We start from the raw sequence: 18,566 nt of genomic DNA, 5'->3' as shown, positions 1-18,566 counted from the left end.
GGTGTGTTCACCACGCGACGAACACACCCCTGCAAAACACAGGCCAAGGCGCCCCCTCTCGAGAGGGGAACAAAAAGTTAAAATAATAAACCCGATATAATTTGAACCCAACCCTACCACAAACCGACGCGCAAACCGTAACCCTTGCAATACTTGCAGTGGTATTGCCTTTCGCTGCCTTTGTGGTAAACTTTTTACTGCTTGGTAAAAGCAAGGCATCGGGTTGGGTATCTACTTTAGCTATAGGGGCAAGTACGGTATTAGCCGCTAACGTATTCTTTGAAGTTTGGGACAGCCATACCATCCACGTACAGCAGGTTTGGTTTACCGTTGGCGCTACCACCGTGCAGGTGGGCATCCTATTGAATAATCTTTCTGTATTGCTGTTGCTACTGGTGCCGGTTATAGCACTGCCGGTGCATATTTACTCCACAGCTTACATGAAGGACGACGACGGTTATAGCCGCTACTTCCGCTATTTAAGTTTGTTTTGTTTTAGCATGCTGGCCCTGGTAGTGGTTGATAACCTCATCCTGCTTTATGCTTTTTGGGAAATGGTGGGCTTTTCATCCTACCTGCTTATCGGTTTCTGGTTCACGCGCGAGAGCGCCATCATCGCCAACAAAAAAGCCTTTATCATGAATCGGATAGGGGATGTGGGATTATTGGTTGCAATACTAATCCTTTTTGCCGTTTATCATACATTTGACATTGAAACGCTTTTTATTAAGCCCGGACTGACAAGGTTGCCTGATCTTGCTAACGGAGTTTGGATGTCGCCAAATAGCAGCAATTGGGTGATTCCCGGTGTGTCTTACCAATTACCCGCTTTTTACCAATATGTAGCATTTGGCGGGATATTTTTAGCCGTTGCTGCTAAATCAGCACAGTTCCCTTTACATACCTGGCTACCCGATGCCATGGAGGGGCCAACTTCGGTATCGGCACTCATTCACGCGGCTACTATGGTGGCGGCAGGGGTGTTTTTACTGGGCAGGTTCTACCCAATGTTTACCGAAACGGAGCTAACCATACTGGCGGTTACCGGTTGCTTTACCGCTTTTATGGCGGCAACAATCGCGCTTACACAAAACGACCTGAAAAGAATTTTAGCATACTCCACCATATCTCAATTAGGTTTTATGGTGATGGCAATGGGGGTGGGGGCATACGCTTCTTCGTTGTTCCACTTGGCAACACACGCGTTTTTTAAATGTTTACTGTTTTTGGTGGCCGGTATTGTCATCCACCAAATGAAACACATTAAGGACGATAATAACCTGGACATCGATCCGCAAAATATTTTGCACATGGGCGGCCTGCGCAAAAAGTTGCCGCTTACCCTTATAGCAGCTGTTGTTGGCGGTTTGGCCCTTGCCGGGTTGCCGCTAACGTCGGGCTACCTGTCTAAAGATGGCATCCTGATCCAGGCGTTCGACTGGAGCGACGACAAGGGCGGGCTGCTGAAATTAGTGCCATACTTTGCACTGCTTACCAGTTGGCTTACTGCTTTTTATGTGGCAAGGCTTATTACCAAGGTGTTTTTTGGTGAGTTCCGCCTGCAAAAGATGAACCCGCACATCCATATCCATATGGGCGATGGCGGCTGGCAATATAAACTGCCGCTGGTGTTTTTGGCCATATGCTGTTTGTTCCCGGTGTTTAGTTATAGCCCGGTGTTTTATGAAGATGCCTGGTTATACAAGGGCTTTTTGCTGACCAATATTTTCGCCCGAGAGAATTTATACCATGTGATCATTCCGCTTATTGTAGTAATTTTAAGCGTAGTGGTAATGTATAGCGCATATGTTATTTATGTGAAACGGAACACTTGGTCGTTCCCGCAAAAGGGGCTGCTGTTCCGTATGTCGTACAACGAGTGGTATATCGACAGGTTTTATAACCGCGTTATTGTGCGCTTTATAGTATGGTTGAGCCATGCCCTGTACTGGTTCGATAAAAATATTATCGACCGTTTTGTGAACGAATTGGAGCAAGTAGGCAGAAACATGGCCGGCCTTGCAGCCTGGTTCGACAAAAATATCGTCGACGGATTTTTACATTTAGTTGCCGGTATTGTACATGGCATTGGTGGTTTTGCCCGCCATTTTCAAAGCGGTAAAATTCAATATTATTTATACAGCATGCTGTTAGTGCTTATTACCGTATTTATTTTAAAACTGATCTGGACCTGATGAATATATTAACCCTGCTCATTTTTACCCCAATTTTGTTTGGCTTAGTTATTCTGCTGTTGCCGTCATCGCTGCGCGCGAGTTTTAAATATCTTACGCTGGCGGCAACCTTTTTGCAGCTTTGTTTCAGCATTTACATTTATATGCACTTCCAAACCGGGGTGGCCCATGCGGGCATCAGTAACGAGGGCCAGTTTCAGTTTGTGCAAAAACTCCCCTGGATAAGCCTCGACCTTGGCAGCCTCGGCAAAATGCAGATAGAATATTTTGTTGGTATAGATGGCATCTCAGTTACGTTATTGGTGATGACCTCGCTGGTAATGGTGATAGCCGCCATAGCATCCTGGGAGATAAAAAGCAACCTGAAGGGGTTCTTCGCCCTGTTCCTGCTGCTTGATATGGCCGTGATAGGCGTTTTTTGCGCGCTGGATTTCTTCCTGTTTTATACCTTTTACGAGCTGATGCTGCTGCCATTATACTTCCTGATAGGGATGTGGGGCGGCGCACGGAGAGAGTACGCAGCCATTAAATTTTTCTTATACACGCTGTTTGGGTCGGTGTTTATGTTGCTGGTGATGGTGGGTTTATACCTGTCGGTTAAAGACCCGGTTACGGGCAGCCACACGTTTAACATGATCCACATGATGAACCCGGCCAATTATATCGAGGGGTCAGTGTTCTCGGTACTCAGCAACGCAACCATATTGGGCATGCCCGCACGCACGGTTGGTTTTGTAATATTGTTCGTTGCCTTTGCTATTAAAGTACCGGTAGTGCCTTTGCACACCTGGCTGCCGGACGCGCACGTAGAGGCGCCAACCCCGGTATCTATCATCCTGGCCGGTATCCTGCTAAAAATTGGCGGCTATGGTATCATCCGTATTTGTATGGGTATCTTCCCAGAGGTGGCTTTATCGGGCGCATTCTGGTTGGGATTATTGGGAGTTATATCCATTTTATATGGGGCATTCAACGCCCTTGCCCAGCGCGACCTGAAACGCATGATCGCCTACTCATCTGTATCGCACATGGGTTTTGTACTGTTAGGCATCGCCTCCAGCACTGCCGAGGGCATCAGCGGCGCCGTGCTGCAAATGGTGAGCCACGGATTCCTTTCAACCATGCTGTTCTTCCTGGTAGGCGTTATCTACAACCGGGTGCACGACAGGGATATCTACAATTTCCGCGGCTTAGGCACACTGATGCCGCGCTATACAGTTTACGTAATGGTGGCGTTTTTCGCTTCGCTTGGCTTGCCGGGCTTCTCCGCATTTGTGGCCGAGGCATTTACCCTCGCAGGCGCGTTTAAATCGCACTCGGTAAACGGCTTGCTGCCATATTGGATGGCCATTTGTGGCTCGGTGGGTATATTATTGAGCGCGGCCTATTTCCTTTGGACGCTTCAACGCATGTTCTTCGGCACCGTATCCCTAAAAGGCGGCGAAGTTTGGAAAACCGCCCTCACCGACCTCAACTTCCGCGAAACGGCAACGCTGTTACCGCTGGCTTTGATCGCCTTACTGCTTGGTATCATGCCATCGCTGGTATTAGGCAAGGTGAATGATTCGGTATTGGCGCTGGTGCAATTTATTCAGGTGAAATAATCGAATAATTATCGATGGGTATAAAACCCATCGATATATTTTTAATACATAGTTTAAGAAAGCAAAAATATTCAATAGCGATGGGTTTTATACCCATCGCTATACGAGGTAATAAGGTTTACACCATCGCTAAAACATACACATGCCACATAGTTATTCTGCCGTTTGGGTACACTTGGTTTGGTCCACAAAAAATCGTGAACCGATCCTGAACCCCGAGCTAAGGAAAGAGCTTTTTCGGGTCATTAGAACAATAGCCACAGACTATGAAATATACATTGACTGCATTAATGGCGTTGATGACCATATACATTTATTAGTAAGGTTAAAAACCGACCAATCAATAGCGGAGGTTGTAAAAACTATCAAAGGTAATTCGTGGGAGTATTTTAAAGACCAACCCGGAAAGTATATCACGTGGCAAGATGGGTTTGCAGTGTTTTCGGTAAGTCCTGATAGCTTAAAGAAAGTCCGTAATTACATATTTAACCAGGTAAAACATCACCGGGATAAGGGTTTTAAGGATGAATTACAAGTAATAAAAGAATCCATAAATAAATTTTAAATATTTCTATGCCGGTTTATGGAAAACTTGAGGCTTGCGCATCATACAGGTAAAATTAAATATCATGGCTAAAAAGTTATTATTTATTACCTGCCTTTTCATCAGCCTTACGCGTGCAGCTAATGCCGATGATTCACAAAAGATCGCCTCAAAAGTTCAAAAGGTTACTTTGTTTTTGAATGGGGCGCAAGTAACCCGCACATCACCGGTAAGTATTGTCCCCGGCACAAGTACACTTGTTTTTGAAGATATTTCGCCAAATATCGATGTGCAAAGCATCCAGGTGCGTGCCGCGGGCGATTTTACCATCCTGTCGGTAAAGCACGAGATGAACTATCTTAACCTGCAGCAAAAACAAAAACAAGTAGAGCAACTACAGTCACAACAAAAAGTCCTGCGCGATAAATTGTCGCTGCTCAACGCATCGCTGGTTATTAACCAGGAAGAATATAATATGTTGGTGAAAAACCAAACCATTACCGGGCAAAATGCCAGCCTTGATGTGCTTAAACTGAAGCAGGCGCTCGATTTCCAGACCGCCCGCCTTACCGATAATAAAAAGAAAGAGCAGGTTATCAATAACGATATTGCCGCTGTTAATACAGAACTACAACGCTACGACAAACAAATTGCCGACATTCGTAAAAGCAAAGGTGTAACGGATGCTACAAGTAATATACTGGTGACGGTATCATCAAAGATTGCGGCGCAATCACAATTTACGCTTACTTATCTGGTGAATAATGCCAATTGGTTCCCTACATATGATATCAGGGCCAAAAATGTAAATAGCCCTATCAGTATCGCTTACAAAGCCAACGTTACCCAGCAAAGCGGCGAAGACTGGAAAAATGTAAAGCTTACCCTCTCAACCGGCAACCCAACCATTAGTGGTGGCAAACCCGAATTAACGCCTTACTTTTTAACGTACGGCATGTACTACGCCGGTCAGCAATCAGCTATCACCAAGGTAACCGGACAAGTGACTGGTCAGGACGATCGTTCACCTTTGCCCGGCGTATCAATAAGGGTTAAAGGAACATCCATTGGGGCACAAACTGATGTTAACGGGAATTATTCTATCCAGGTACCCAATAGTAGCGCTGTTCTGGAATATAGTTTTGTTGGTTTTGAAAAAGCTGAGCGCACAGCCGCTCAGCCCGTGCTTAATATTAGCTTAAAGCCATCAGTTAATGCATTAAATGAGGTTGTGGTGATGGGGTATGGTTCTTCTGATAAGGATTCAAATTACGAATACAATAGTGTTCCGCGAGCCCTAAAAAGTAAAACTTCTGGTTTACAATCCACCCCGGTTGAGGTGCAGCAGGTAGAGAACCAAACCAACGTAGAGTTTAACATTGCTAACCAATATACTATACCGAGCGATGGCAAACCCTACACGGTTGAGATAAACGAGGTGAGTACCGATGCCACTTACCAATACTTTGTTGCGCCTAAGCTTAGCACCGACGTTTTCCTGACCGCACGCATTACCGACTGGAACAAATACAACTTTTTATCGGGCGAGGCCAACCTGTTTTTTGAGGGAACTTTCATTGGTAAATCGCTGATAGATACGCATGCTACTACCGATACCTTAAATTTATCGTTAGGGACGGATAAAAATATTGTGGTAACCCGTACCTTGCAAAAAGATTTGACCGGGAAACAAGGCTTTGGTTCTAACAAAAAAGAGACCCGCGACTGGCTTATAACAGTGAAGAACCGCAAAAGCCAGCCCGTAAATTTATTGGTGGAAGACCAGGTACCGGTGTCGCAAAACTCCGCTATTGAGGTAGAAACCCAGGACGTTAGCGGCGCGCAGATGGATAAGCTTAGCGGTAAACTATCGTGGAGCCAAAACCTGAAACCAATGGACGAGAAACAATTGCATTTAAAATACCAGGTTAAATACCCAAAAAACCAGTTAGTTATAGTACAATAAAATAAATGAAGGATCTGTTACCGGAAATTACAACCCAGTTAAACGATGTATTACGCGGCCTGCGCTTTTTTGTGCCAGAGCTGTATTTAACCGCCTTGTTTATTTTGGTGCTGGTAACAGATCTTCTATTTGGTAAGCGGTCGGCAATGTTGTGCCGGGCGGTAGCAACAGGAGGGATGATGATCGTCATTGTGCAGGTCATCAGCCAAAAATTGAGCCTCAATGCAACCGACACAGCCCGTTTTTTTGGCGGGATGCTGTTGCTGCATCACACCGGCATCGTTTTTAAACTGATCATAGATGTGCTGGCGCTGATGTTATTGTTCTATTTCGCGTGGGACAAGAAACTGGCATCGCATAAAAAAGGGTTATCAGATCTGTATACTATCGTCATCGGCTCGGTTTTGGGCCTGCATTTAATGGCCATGGCGGTAAACCTGCTGTCGGTTTACCTGGCTATTGAAATGGTTTCGCTTGCATCGTACTTGTTAGTAGCTTACCGTACCGATAATGCTAAAAGCACCGAGGCTGGTTTGAAATACGTGCTGTTTGGCGCGGCAGCCTCAGCGGTGATGCTATACGGCATCTCCATGATCTACGCTTTTTGCGGCACGCTGGATATTTTTTCGCGCGAGATGCAGGAGGGGCTCATACAGGTTAACCATCTAAGCGTATCATTCGCGCTTACGCTGATATTATTAGGTATCGGGTTTAAGCTGTCGCTGGTGCCGGCGCATTTTTACGTGCCCGATGTTTACGAGGGAGCGGCTACACCGGTAACGGCCTACCTGTCTAGCCTGCCAAAAATAGCGGGTTTTGCCTTGCTGGTGAATTTTATTACGCCGTTCATCACCTCAAGCGGGATGTATATTAACTGGTCAGGACTAAATTTCAGGCTGGTACTATCGGTGGTAGGTATCTTAACCATGGTGGTGGGTAACTTTGCAGCCGTATGGCAAAATAGTGTAAAACGGATGCTGGCTTATTCGGGCATAGGGCACACGGGCTTTGCTTTAATGGCCGTTGTTACCTTTAGCGGGCAGGGCCTTAGCGCGCTAACTTACTACTTGCTGGTTTATGGCCTGGCAAATATTGCCGCGCTGATGTTGGCCAACTACTTTGAAAATAACGAAGGCATTACCAACATAAGCGATTATAAGGGACTTGGATTTAAGTATCCGCTGGCATCTGTAGCGTTTGTTGTGGTATTAATATCCCTAACAGGCATTCCCATTAGCGCGGGTTTTACGGGTAAGGTTGTGGTGTTTTCGGCAGTATATGGTGTTTACCAGCAAACGCATGACGTTTGGCTTTTAGCCATGTTAATTACCGGCGCGGTTACTACGGTGGTAGGTTTATTCTATTATATCAAAATCCCATTGAATTTATTTTTAAAACGCACCGAAATTATCCCAAATGAAATTTTGCATTCCAGAAAACTCATAGTTTTTTCTTCTCTGATTGCGTTATTGCTAATAATATTCGGCCTAATCCCCGATAAATTGATAAATATCTTATAATTGTTTCATTTTTTATAAAAAGTCTACCAAAATTGTATAAATTGAGGCCGTTTTAAAAAATGGTTTTTAATTTAATATGAAACGCTACTTTCCTTTCCTTATCATTCTTGTTATTTTATCGCTTACGTTTATTTTCCCATCCGTAGAATACGATAAAACAGTGAAATCTAACTTTGACACGGGTGATATTGCCTGGATGTTAATGTCTACCGCCCTTGTTTTGATCATGACCCCCGGACTTGCCTTTTTTTACGGCGGAATGGTAAATAAAAAGAATGTAATATCTACCATGCTGCAAAGCATTGTGTGTATGGTGATCATTACGGTGCTTTGGGGCATATTTGGTTTCAGTTTGGCCTTTGGCGATAGCATTGGCGGCATCATTGGAAATCCATCAACCTTTTTTATGATGAAGGGTATGCTGGGAAACGCCAGTTGGAAAGCAGCGCCAACAATCCCATTACTATTATTTGCTATGTACCAGTTAAAGTTCGCCATAATTACCCCGGCGCTGATAACAGGTGCTTTTGCCGAGCGCATCCGTTTTAACTCTTACATCATATTTCTGGTGCTGTTCTCCATATTTATCTTTTCGCCGCTGGCACATGCCACCTGGCACCCGGATGGTGTGTTAGCTAAATTAGGCGTGCTGGATTTTGCCGGAGGTACGGTAGTACACATGTCGGCAGGATGGGCGGCCCTTGCATCGGCACTGTTCCTTAAACGCCGTAACGAAGCCAACCATTCGCCCGCGCGTATCACTTATGTAATGATAGGTACCGGTTTATTATGGTTTGGCTGGTTTGGTTTTAACGCCGGCTCGGCATTTGGCGCTAACCATTTGGCGGTAATTGCATTGGCTACAAGTACAACCGCATCTGCAGCGGGTGGCGTAACCTGGATATTTTTTGATATGCTGCGTGGCCGCAAGCCATCGGCTATGGGTACCTGTATTGGTGCTGTAGTAGGTTTGGTAGCCATTACCCCGGCAGCCGGCTTTGTTAGCGTGCCGCACTCGCTGGCCATCGGTATTATATCTGCCGTAGTGAGTAACCTGGTGGTAGAATGGCGCACCCGCACCAGTATTGATGATACGTTGGACGTGTTCCCCTGCCATGGTGTAGGCGGTATGGTAGGTATGCTGCTAACAGGTGTATTTGCCAACCATAATGTAAACGCCGGAGTATCTACCGACGGGCTTTTCTTTGGCCATACCCATTTGTTCCTGATTCAGTTACTGGCATTAGTAGCTACTTCCATCTTCTCGTTCTTCGGCTCGGTGATATTGCTTAAAGTAACCGACATGATCTCGCCGCTGCGCGTATCTGCCGAAGATGAAATAGTAGGTTTGGATATTAGCCAGCACGGGGAGAAGTTGTAGGCAGGAAAACAATTAGATAAAAACTAAAAAACATGAATACAGCGTTCTGAATGATGTTAAGCCCTTCTTTTCGAAGGGCTTTTTCTTTTATATTTGATCAACCCAATCACATCATTATGAAGAATTTTTTTTTCTGCGCCTTGCTTTCTATTGCCATCACTCAAACAAAAGCGCAGGAAGCACCTGCTGATAGCGGCGTGTTTTTGTTGCATAAATTTCAACAACACATCGGTAAGGAAACTTACAAGGTTTATAATTATAAGGATCAGAAGAAATATCTGATTGATTTCAAATTTGTGGATAGGGGCAGCCCCGTACCTTTGAAAGCTACTATTAAGCTAAACCCCGTGGGCGACCCGATAGATTTGGTTGTAAAGGGTAATACCTCCAGATTTTCTACCATCAGCGATTCTATTCATATAAAAGGAGGAACCGCTAACATTCGCGTAAGCGATTCCACGTTCACCAAAAATATTGGTCCTATTGCTTTCCCGGTAACGGGTTATTCGCCTGCAACGGTTCAACAATTATTGCTGCAATACTGGAATAATAAAAAGCAGCCTGCCACTATCCAAACCCTGCCTTTTGGCTCGCTACAAATAAAAAAGACGGGCGTTGATAACCTAACTTTTAACGGCAAGCCCATTAGTTTTATACGCCATACTATTAGCGGACTAATCTGGGGGAATGAACTGGTTTGGACGGATACAAAAGGAAAACTGATCTGCATTCTCACCATTGATGCTGAAGGCGACAAAACAGAAATGATGCGCGAGCAATACGAAACCTTGTTACCCGAGTTGATCAAACGTGCAGCCGGTTACGGGATGGAAACCTTTGCAAAGGTTTCCCCGGTGCAAAAAGGAGGTTCGGGCATTATTGCTATCAAAGGAGGTTCTATTGTAGATGTTATTAACGGCACAACCGTACCGAATGGGGTGATCATATTAAAGAATGGTAAGATCAGCAGTATTGCTAAAGCTGGTACCGTTATCCCTGCAGGCGCGAAAGTTATTGATGCCAGCGGTAAAACAATTATGCCCGGCTTATGGGATATGCACGCCCACTTTGAACAAACCGAATGGGGCCCGGCTTATTTGGCGGCGGGCGTAACTACCGTGCGCGATTGCGGTAATGAGCTTGGTTTTATTGATGGCATCCAAAAAGCTATCGATAGCGGCAAAGGTATTGGCCCTAAAATACTGATGGCCGGTATCATTGATGGCAAGGGCCCGATGTCGTTAGGTATTATACAGGTTCATACTAAGGAGGAGGCGATAAAAGCTGTTGATACTTATAAAGCACGCGGGTTCGACCAAATAAAAGTCTACAGCTCAGTTAAGCCGGCCATTTTAAAAGTTATTTGCGATGAAGCGCATAAGATAGGCTTTACGGTAACCGGCCACATCCCCAACGGAATGACGCTGCAGGCAGGAGTGGACTCGGGTATGAACATGGTTAACCACATGCAATATGTGTACAGCATCTTGAAGAGAAACAAAGACCGCTCTGTTAACTTTGAGGATAGTACCAGCATAGCCGCCCTTAAGTTTATTAAAGACCATCGTACCGTTATAGACCCAACTATAGGCGTATACGAACTGGCTCTGCGCAATGTTAAAGATGACATTACCAAATTAGAGCCGGCCTTTAATACGCTACCCCCAATGCTGCAAACTCAGTTCAGGACTTACGGCGAGGACTCGGCCACGGTAGCGCGTGTTGCACCAATGCTGAAAAGTATGAAGGTGATCGTTAAAAAACTGTATGACGACGGTGTGCCCATTGTAGCAGGTACGGATATGGGTTTCCCCGGCTTTAGCGTGGATAGGGAGTTGGAACTTTATGTAGAAGCAGGCCTAACCCCGGCACAGGCACTTAAAACGGCTACTATTACCCCCGCGCAAGTGATGGGTCTTGGCAAGCAAACCGGCTCCATTAGCACGGGCAAAAATGCCGATCTGATCATCTTAGATGGCAACCCGTTAACCAACATTAGCAATGTACGTAATGTTAAAATGGTGATAAAAGCGGGTAAAGTTTACGACCCCAGTGTGTTGCATAAAATGGTCGGGTTTAGTAAATAATCTACCCCTCATGTTAGTCTGAGCTTATCGAAGATTTAAACGATGGCTGATGGTTCGACAGGCTCACCATAACAACTGATTATTTATATAACTCCGGTTTAAACCTTCTTGCCAATAACCCGGTTGCTTTAGCAGGGTCAATATCTGCTACAATAATGCACTCTTCACCATATTGCTGATAGGCAATGCACTTGCCGTCTGGCGCTATGAGGGAGGTAGCTGCTTTCTGGTATTGCATGGTGTAACCCACGCTGGCAAAGTAAATGGTGTTTTCCAGCGCCCGCATCATCATGGCTTTTTCGTAATATGGGCTATTGATGTTGCCCCATTCGGTGAGTTTTACTCCGCTTACATCGCTGCCACTTAGGTGTGGGTGGAACACAATGTTCGCGCCCCCGCGTGCTGCCCAGCGTACCGACTCGGGGTAGCGGAAACCTTCATGGCAAATGGTTATGCCAAATTTCAATCCGCCAACCTCAAATACGCTGCGGTCTGTTCCCGGTTGCCAGGTAGTATCTTCACTTGGGTCCAGCTGGTTTTTGCTTTGGTAGCCCAACACCTTCCCTTCGGCAGATATAACGTGGGCAACGTTCAGGAATTTGCCATCATCGTACCAATCCATGGGCATAATAATGGCGATGTTGTTTTCGGCGGCTATCTGGCGAAGTTTATCCAATGCAACCTGCAATTCTTGAGGCGAGGCTTTGGGCACTTTTACGTCAGCCAGCGGGTAGCCGGGAATAAAAGTTTCGGGGAAGCAAATGATGATGGCTCCTTTATTTGCGGCTTCTTTTGCCATCTTTAATGTTTTGGCTAAGCCATCGGCAATGGATTTGGGGAAAGTAGGGGAGGCAAGGGCGATTTTCATGTACGTAAATTTAAGGAGAATATTCGTCGCTTGGTAATTTACTCACCCCGACATCGCTTCGCTGGTCGACCCTCTCTCCACAAGTGGAAAGAGGGTAAGGAAGAAATGTAAAAATTGCTCACCCCCCTCTTTGCACTCCAGAGAGGGGTGAGTAAACTTCCGAACGTTTCCTGATGGATTACTCACCCCGCGGCACTGCTTGCGCGACCCTCTCTACTGCGTATAGAGGGTGGGTAAGGGTTAGGGAAACAAACACCCCCTCTTTGCGCAGCAGAGAGGGGGCAGGGGGGGTGAGTCAACTTCCGAACATGATGGTTTACTCAACCCGCGGCACTACCTGTGCGACCCTCTCTACGCAGTATACAGGGTGAGGAAATTTCTTCGCAAACATCTCCTTTGGAGAGGGTTTGGGTGTTGCACAAAAAATACCAACTAATGACATATTGTTTAAACAGTATATAAGATAAAATTTTACCTTTGCAGGCTCATTCCCAATCATGAGCGATCAGATTAAACATGAATGCGGTGTGGCATTTATCCGCCTTTTAAAGCCACTCTCTTTTTATCAGAAAAAGTACGGGACTGCCCTGTATGGATTGAACAAGCTTTACCTTTTAATGGAAAAACAGCATAACCGCGGGCAAGATGGCGCGGGCGTTGCTACTATTAAACTGGATATTGAGCCTGGCAAGCGGTATATAAGCAGGCACCGGTCGATGGCGAGTAACGCCGTTGCTGATATATTCGAATATATCCAGAAAAAGTTTGCTGAGATACAGAAGGAATCGCCCGAGAAGATGGCTGATACCGAATGGCTCAAAGAGCACGTAAGCTTTACCGGCGAAGTGTTGTTGGGCCATTTGCGTTATGGTACACACGGTAAAAACAGTATAGAGAACTGTCACCCGTTTTTGCGCCAAAACAACTGGATGACGCGTAACCTGGTTATTGCCGGTAACTTTAACATGACCAATGTTGATGAATTGCTGCAGCAGCTTTACGAACTTGGCCAGCACCCTAAAGAGAAAGCCGATACCGTTACCGTATTGGAGAAAATAGGCCATTTTATTGATACTGAGGTACAAGGCCTGTTTGACCAATACAAACGCGAAGGGCTTGACGATAACGCTGAAATTAGTAAGCTGATCGCCAACGATATGGATGTTGCCAAGATACTACGCAAGAGCGCTAAGAACTGGGATGGTGGTTACACCATAGCAGGTATACTTGGCCACGGCGACGCGTTTGTAATGCGCGACCCGGTAGGCATCCGCCCGGCATACTATTACTATAACGACGAGATAGTGGTTGCCGCATCTGAGCGCCCCGCAATTATGACGGCCTTTAACATCCCGTTTGAGGCTATTAACGAGATAAAACCCGGACATGCCCTTATTGTTAAAAAAGACGGCAAGATAACGGAGAGCATGTTTAGCGAACCGCTGGAGAATAAATCATGTTCGTTCGAGCGTATCTATTTCTCTCGTGGCAGCGACGCGGCTATTTACCGCGAGCGTAAACAGCTGGGCCGGTTGCTTTGTCCGCAGATATTGGATGCCGTTAACAATGACGTGAAGAACACCGTATTCTCTTACATACCAAATACCGCCGAAGTGGCTTTTTATGGCATGGTAGAGGGTGTACACAAATACATTAAAAAATACCAGCGCGACAGGCTCCTGAACCGCGAAGATAAAATTAGCGAAGAAGAGTTAACAGAGGTTTTGGCGCTTGCCCCACGTGTAGAAAAGATAGCTATTAAAGATGTTAAGCTCCGCACGTTCATAACGCAGGATGCCGACCGCAGCGAAATGGTTGCCCACGTTTACGATACCACCTACGGCCTGATTAAAAAAGATGCCGATACTTTGGTGGTGTTGGATGACTCTATTGTACGTGGCACTACCTTAAAGCAAAGCATCCTGAAGATATTAGACCGCCTTGGCCCTAAAAAGGTTGTTGTAGTATCGTCTGCCCCGCAGATCCGTTACCCTGATTGTTACGGTATTGATATGTCGCGCATGGGCGAGTTTGTGGCTTTTGAAGCTGCGATAAGCCTGTTAAAAGAGCAGGGTAAAGAAAACATCATTGTAGAGGTTTACCAGAAGTGTAAGGATAGCTCTAAGCTGCCTAAAGAGGAAGTAGAGAACTACGTAAAGGCCATCTACGCGCCGTTTACCGATCAGGAAATTTCTGACCGCATCGCGAAGATCATTACTCCTAAGAATATTACTGCCGAAGTACAGGTGCTATATCAAACACTCGATAATCTGCACATAGCCTGCCCCGGTCATCTTGGCGACTGGTACTTCAGCGGCGATTACCCAACCCCGGGCGGTAATAAAGTTGTAAACCGCGCCTTTGTTAACTGGATGGAAGGTAATAACCAAAGGGCGTATATGTAATTTTTAGGCGAAAGCTTAAAGGTAAAAGGCGGAAGGTATTTATACTTTTCGCCTTTTTTAGTTTCCTGTAATTATATGTGATTTTCTACAATGAAGAGTCAGGCGTACAATTTACTCACCCTGCGGCACTACGTGCGCGACCCTCTCTGCTTCGCAAAGAGGGTTAAGAGGCCTCACCCCGGCCCTCTCCGAAGGAGAGGGGGTAAAGATAGATTCCTTCTTTCCGCGTAGCGGAGAGAGGCTGGTCAAGCGAAGCAATGACCGGTTGAGTAAAATGGGCGAGATGCAATTTCCGCGAGTATAATTAATTGCGCTTCAAGAACTTCTCCTTCAGGGAGACTTTGGCTTAACTAACCGCCGGTGCCGAAAATATAAAGTGTGTTACCAGCCTGTCTATCAAAACCAATGACGCGATAATGAGAGCAATGCCGGCCACCTCGTTTAGTCGGTGTACAAATTTGGGGGAGATCTTTTCGCGGAGCTTATTGGCGTAAAAAGCTTTTACAGCATCCAATCCAAATTGAATAATAAGAATGGTGAGGAACATTACCGCAATCTTTAGCATCCGGTTATGAATACCCGCGTGGAACTGGGTGCTGGCAACGCCTATCACTACCGTCCAATGCAGCAGCACGGTTGGGTTAAAAATGCACATCACAAAGCCTTTTAAGAAATAGCCCGCGTGGTTTATTTTTTTAGGTATGGTGCTGTTGTAGTTAACATCTGCTTTTTTAAAAATGTAGTAAATACCGATAGTAAAGAGGATGATGCTACCAACAATGCCTGCTATGGTTTTATCGTGCGCGGTAATATCAAAATATTGCGAACCAAAAAGGATGGCGCCCACAAAAACCATATCGCTGGTTACTACGCCCAGGGCAAGTGATAAACCCGCGTGAAAGCCTTTTTCAATACTGGTTTTTATTAAAGCAAAAAAGACCGGGCCTGTTATAAACGTGAGCACTAATCCAAATCCAATTCCCGAAATAATGGCTTCTATCATTATATAGGCTTATATATCCTGTTTCTTTTACAGGTAAAAAAATCAGGTCACTAAGATGCAAATTTATCTTTTAAACAACGGTATTATAAAATTGTAATTTAAATTTTGAAGAATTTATAGCCATAATTATAAAATTTGATTTATGTTTAGTGTTTTAAACACACCAATAAGTATTAACCTTTAAATAAACAATGGCACAAGACAACTCTAAGAGTAATGGTTCGGCATTATACACCATCATTACCGTGTTTTTCTTTTGGGGCTTTTTAGCAGCCTCTAATGGTATCTTCATCCCTTTTTGTAAAGCGCACTTTAGCTTAACACAATTTGAATCTCAACTGATCGATTTTACATTTTACGGTGGCTATTTCATCGGGTCGTTAATATTGTATTTTGCTTCGGCTGCATCTAAGGTTGATATTCTTAACAAAATTGGATACAAGAACGGTATCATTTACGGCCTTTTAATTTCGGCTGTTGGTGCGTTGATCATGATCCCGGCTATTAACTCGGGGTCGTTCGCGTTTATATTATTCACCTTCTTTGTAATAGCATTAGGTTTCTCGTTACAGCAAACCGCGGCAAACCCGTTTGTGGTTGCTTTAGGTAGCCCCGAAACCGGTACCCACCGCTTAAACTTCGCGGGTGGTGTAAACAACTTCGGTAGTATCTGGGGGCCGGTTATTGTTGGTTTTGTACTGTTCGGTTCGGCGTCTGCCAAGATCCCTGCATCTGAAGTAAAGATAGCCTCGGTAAATACTTTATATATGATACTGGCGGGTTTGTTCCTGGCAGTGGCGTTGTTCTTTTGGGTATCTAAGTTACCAAGCGTAACCAGCGATGAGAAAATAGAGCCCAGCAACAAAGCAAATACACCGCTTGCCATTATATTTGTAGCATTCCTGCTTATTTTAGCAGCTACACCACTTGCACAAGCCACAGGTGTAGATAAACAATACCTTGTTTACGCATCTTTAGCTATTATCCTGTTTACCCTTATAGGTACATCATCGGCAGCAGGTAAGGGCAGCCAGGGTTGGGGCGCCATGCAGTTTCCGCAGTTGGTTTACGGTATGTTGGCTATCTTCACTTATGTAGGTGTTGAGGTAACTATCCAAAGTAACATGGGGTCGTTATTAGAAACGCCAACCTTTGGTAACTTCACTACAGACCAGGTAGCGCCGTTTATTTCGCTTTACTGGGGCAGTTTAATGATAGGCCGCTGGACAGGTGCCATCGCAGCTTTCAACCTTTCAAAAACCACTAAATTTATCCTTACTGTTGTTGTTCCGTTTGTAGCCTTTGGTGTGGTGTTATTAGTGAACCGCATCAGCGGTACCGACGTTAGCATGCTTTACCCTTACGCGGGTTGTGTGGCTATTTTGGTGATCGGTTTCTTAATTGGTAACCAAAAACCGGTACGCACACTGGCATTGTTTGGTATACTTGGTGCTATCTTCATGGTCATCGGCTTAGTATCTACCGGTATGGTAGCCATTTTCGCGTTTACAGCGGGTGGTTTATGCTGTTCTATTATGTGGCCATCAATTTTCTCGTTGTCGGTAACCGGCTTGGGTAAATACACCAGCCAGGGGTCGGCGTTTTTAATTATGATGATCCTGGGTGGTTCTATCATTCCTCCGGTACAAGGTATTCTTGCCGATGGCATCGGTATCCATAAATCATATATTATTCCGGTTGTAGGTTTCGCTTACCTTGCATTCTTCGCGTTCAAAGCAGGCGCTATCCTTAAAAAACAGGGTATAGATGTAGACAACCTGGAAGCAGGCGGAGGACATTAATATTAGTGACCGGAGGTTAGTTGATTTGAGATTAGGTTTATATAGTCGAGCAACTAATCTCTGATCTCCAATCTCTAATTTACTAACATGAAACCCAGTTTCGAACATATTTTCATGAATTTGGCAACCGACCTGGCCCAACGCTCGCACTGCGTAAAGGCCCAGGTCGGTGCCGTTTTAGCTAAGGACACACGTATAATTTCTATAGGCTATAACGGTCCACCAGCGGGTACCCATAACTGCGACGAGGAATGGCCCCAAACAGGTTGCGCCCGCGATTCTAAAGGGAGCTGCTCGCTTGCCTTGCATGCCGAGGAGAACGCCATATTATACGCTGTGAAGAATGGTGCCAATCTGGAAGGGGCTACGTTATACACCACGCTATCGCCATGCCTGCCATGTGCAAGGCTTATCTTTTCTGCCGGCATCAAACACGTTTACTTCGATAAATCGTATGCCCAATACAAAGGCCTTACCAGCGATGAAGGGGTTGATTTTTTAAACAGGTTTGGTGTAAAGGCTGAGCAGTTTAGCGGGCAATAAGAAAAGGGGTGTTCTTGATGAAAGGTACTAAGCAATCTTTAGGAGGAAATGTTGCCGATTAGTTTTTCATTAGGAATAATGGTGGGTATATGAATCGTTAGTGGATGTACTTTTCTTTTTTGTCGCAAAAAAGAAAAGTACCAAAAGAAAAAACACGCGGCTTAACCGCGTCGCTGTTAAAGGATGTGCTAAGGCAATGTCAGTACTATCCGCAACGCGCTAAGGCCGCAATAAGAGAGCTGACGTTCGGTTCATCAGGCCCTCTTGTTGAAACCAAATTTTCAGAATTTACTCTTAGCGATGGGTTTTAAACCCATCGCTACTTTTTATGAGCACTGGCTAAACCGGCATTCCCGCCAACTCCCGGCCCGCCCCCTTTGACGTTTGAGCCACCGCTCGTTAAAAACAATTCTGAAAATTCTTGAAATTCAGGTTTAGACCAAAAAACGGACGGAATGACACCTCAAAATGCGACCTTGTCACATTTGGGTGGTACAGCCATTGCAGCAGCACTAACTTTCACAGAAGGTGGCGCAGTCGCGACTTTTCTTTGGTTACTCCTATGTTTGTATGGTACTTAAGTGAAAAGAGTTGAGAGCAGGTTTGGTTATAAACAGTTGGTATCAACATGTTCAAAGAAAGATACTG

General features: G+C 45.2%; 12 protein-coding genes. 10 read left to right on the top strand and 2 right to left on the bottom strand.

Features of this window, described 5'->3' with window-relative positions:
- The first annotated feature begins 101 nt into the window (after nucleotides 1-101).
- The 7 genes from ACFQZI_RS20145 (at nucleotide 102) to ACFQZI_RS20115 (ending at nucleotide 11,297) form a co-directional block, all read left to right on the top strand.
- Complete coding sequence (locus ACFQZI_RS20145) at nucleotides 102-2,195, top strand: NADH-quinone oxidoreductase subunit 5 family protein (RefSeq protein ID WP_377145723.1); 2,094 nt, start codon at nucleotides 102-104, stop codon at nucleotides 2,193-2,195.
- Nucleotides 2,195-3,799, top strand: coding sequence for a complex I subunit 4 family protein (locus ACFQZI_RS20140; protein ID WP_377145721.1), 1,605 nt, complete (start codon nucleotides 2,195-2,197; stop codon nucleotides 3,797-3,799). The genes ACFQZI_RS20145 and ACFQZI_RS20140 overlap by 1 nt, the downstream gene beginning before the upstream one ends.
- A 142-nt stretch (nucleotides 3,800-3,941) precedes the next feature.
- Nucleotides 3,942-4,364 carry an IS200/IS605 family transposase gene (gene tnpA / locus ACFQZI_RS20135; protein WP_377145720.1) on the top strand — a complete coding sequence of 141 codons (423 nt, stop codon included), beginning with the start codon at nucleotides 3,942-3,944 and terminating at the stop codon, nucleotides 4,362-4,364.
- 64 nt (nucleotides 4,365-4,428) lie between these two features.
- The gene (locus tag ACFQZI_RS20130) at nucleotides 4,429-6,309 is read left to right on the top strand and encodes a DUF4139 domain-containing protein (RefSeq protein ID WP_377145718.1); all 1,881 of its coding nucleotides are present in this window, start codon (nucleotides 4,429-4,431) and stop codon (nucleotides 6,307-6,309) included.
- A gap of 5 nt (nucleotides 6,310-6,314) precedes the next feature.
- Nucleotides 6,315-7,829, top strand: a complete 1,515-nt coding sequence (locus ACFQZI_RS20125; protein ID WP_377145717.1) for an NADH-quinone oxidoreductase subunit N — start codon at nucleotides 6,315-6,317, stop codon at nucleotides 7,827-7,829.
- Nucleotides 7,830-7,905: 76 nt separating this feature from the next.
- Nucleotides 7,906-9,210, top strand: a complete 1,305-nt coding sequence (locus ACFQZI_RS20120) for an ammonium transporter (RefSeq protein WP_377145715.1) — start codon at nucleotides 7,906-7,908, stop codon at nucleotides 9,208-9,210.
- Nucleotides 9,211-9,326: 116 nt separating this feature from the next.
- Complete coding sequence (locus tag ACFQZI_RS20115) at nucleotides 9,327-11,297, top strand: amidohydrolase family protein (protein ID WP_377145713.1); 1,971 nt, start codon at nucleotides 9,327-9,329, stop codon at nucleotides 11,295-11,297.
- A gap of 79 nt (nucleotides 11,298-11,376) precedes the next feature.
- On the opposite strand, the gene ACFQZI_RS20110 is transcribed toward ACFQZI_RS20115, so the two are convergent.
- Nucleotides 11,377-12,165, bottom strand: a complete 789-nt coding sequence (locus tag ACFQZI_RS20110; RefSeq protein WP_377145711.1) for a carbon-nitrogen hydrolase family protein — start codon at nucleotides 12,163-12,165, stop codon at nucleotides 11,377-11,379.
- Between the two features lie 497 nt (nucleotides 12,166-12,662).
- Here ACFQZI_RS20110 and ACFQZI_RS20105 point away from each other — a divergent pair, with 497 nt between their 5' ends.
- Entirely contained in the window at nucleotides 12,663-14,570 is a 1,908-nt protein-coding gene (locus ACFQZI_RS20105; RefSeq protein WP_377145709.1) for a class II glutamine amidotransferase, read from the top strand.
- Nucleotides 14,571-14,916: 346 nt separating this feature from the next.
- Here ACFQZI_RS20105 and ACFQZI_RS20100 read toward each other — a convergent pair whose 3' ends face one another.
- Nucleotides 14,917-15,573, bottom strand: coding sequence for a LysE family translocator (locus ACFQZI_RS20100; protein WP_377145707.1), 657 nt, complete (start codon nucleotides 15,571-15,573; stop codon nucleotides 14,917-14,919).
- Nucleotides 15,574-15,764: 191 nt separating this feature from the next.
- Here ACFQZI_RS20100 and ACFQZI_RS20095 point away from each other — a divergent pair, with 191 nt between their 5' ends.
- The gene (locus tag ACFQZI_RS20095; RefSeq protein WP_377145705.1) at nucleotides 15,765-17,375 is read left to right on the top strand and encodes an MFS transporter; all 1,611 of its coding nucleotides are present in this window, start codon (nucleotides 15,765-15,767) and stop codon (nucleotides 17,373-17,375) included.
- 87 nt (nucleotides 17,376-17,462) lie between these two features.
- Nucleotides 17,463-17,918, top strand: coding sequence for a deoxycytidylate deaminase (locus ACFQZI_RS20090; RefSeq protein ID WP_377145703.1), 456 nt, complete (start codon nucleotides 17,463-17,465; stop codon nucleotides 17,916-17,918).
- The last annotated feature ends 648 nt before the right edge of the window (nucleotides 17,919-18,566 follow it).

This window comes from Mucilaginibacter lutimaris (assembly GCF_042676625.1).
GTDB classification, from domain to species: domain Bacteria; phylum Bacteroidota; class Bacteroidia; order Sphingobacteriales; family Sphingobacteriaceae; genus Mucilaginibacter; species Mucilaginibacter lutimaris.
The sequence above is the reverse complement of the archived record's forward strand: the minus strand, read 5'-3'. Positions and strand labels throughout refer to the sequence as shown.

What these genes read in the sequence shown, in the direction of transcription:
- ACFQZI_RS20140 (WP_377145721.1), top strand. Translation starts at nt 2,195, where the DNA reads ATGAATATATTAACCCTGCTCATTTTTACCCCAATTTTGTTTGGCTTA.
- tnpA (WP_377145720.1), top strand. Translation starts at nt 3,942, where the DNA reads ATGCCACATAGTTATTCTGCCGTTTGGGTACACTTGGTTTGGTCCACA.
- ACFQZI_RS20130 (WP_377145718.1), top strand. Translation starts at nt 4,429, where the DNA reads ATGGCTAAAAAGTTATTATTTATTACCTGCCTTTTCATCAGCCTTACG.
- ACFQZI_RS20125 (WP_377145717.1), top strand. Translation starts at nt 6,315, where the DNA reads ATGAAGGATCTGTTACCGGAAATTACAACCCAGTTAAACGATGTATTA.
- ACFQZI_RS20120 (WP_377145715.1), top strand. Translation starts at nt 7,906, where the DNA reads ATGAAACGCTACTTTCCTTTCCTTATCATTCTTGTTATTTTATCGCTT.
- ACFQZI_RS20115 (WP_377145713.1), top strand. Translation starts at nt 9,327, where the DNA reads ATGAAGAATTTTTTTTTCTGCGCCTTGCTTTCTATTGCCATCACTCAA.
- ACFQZI_RS20110 (WP_377145711.1), bottom strand. Translation starts at nt 12,165, where the DNA reads ATGAAAATCGCCCTTGCCTCCCCTACTTTCCCCAAATCCATTGCCGAT.
- ACFQZI_RS20105 (WP_377145709.1), top strand. Translation starts at nt 12,663, where the DNA reads ATGAGCGATCAGATTAAACATGAATGCGGTGTGGCATTTATCCGCCTT.
- ACFQZI_RS20100 (WP_377145707.1), bottom strand. Translation starts at nt 15,573, where the DNA reads ATGATAGAAGCCATTATTTCGGGAATTGGATTTGGATTAGTGCTCACG.
- ACFQZI_RS20095 (WP_377145705.1), top strand. Translation starts at nt 15,765, where the DNA reads ATGGCACAAGACAACTCTAAGAGTAATGGTTCGGCATTATACACCATC.
- ACFQZI_RS20090 (WP_377145703.1), top strand. Translation starts at nt 17,463, where the DNA reads ATGAAACCCAGTTTCGAACATATTTTCATGAATTTGGCAACCGACCTG.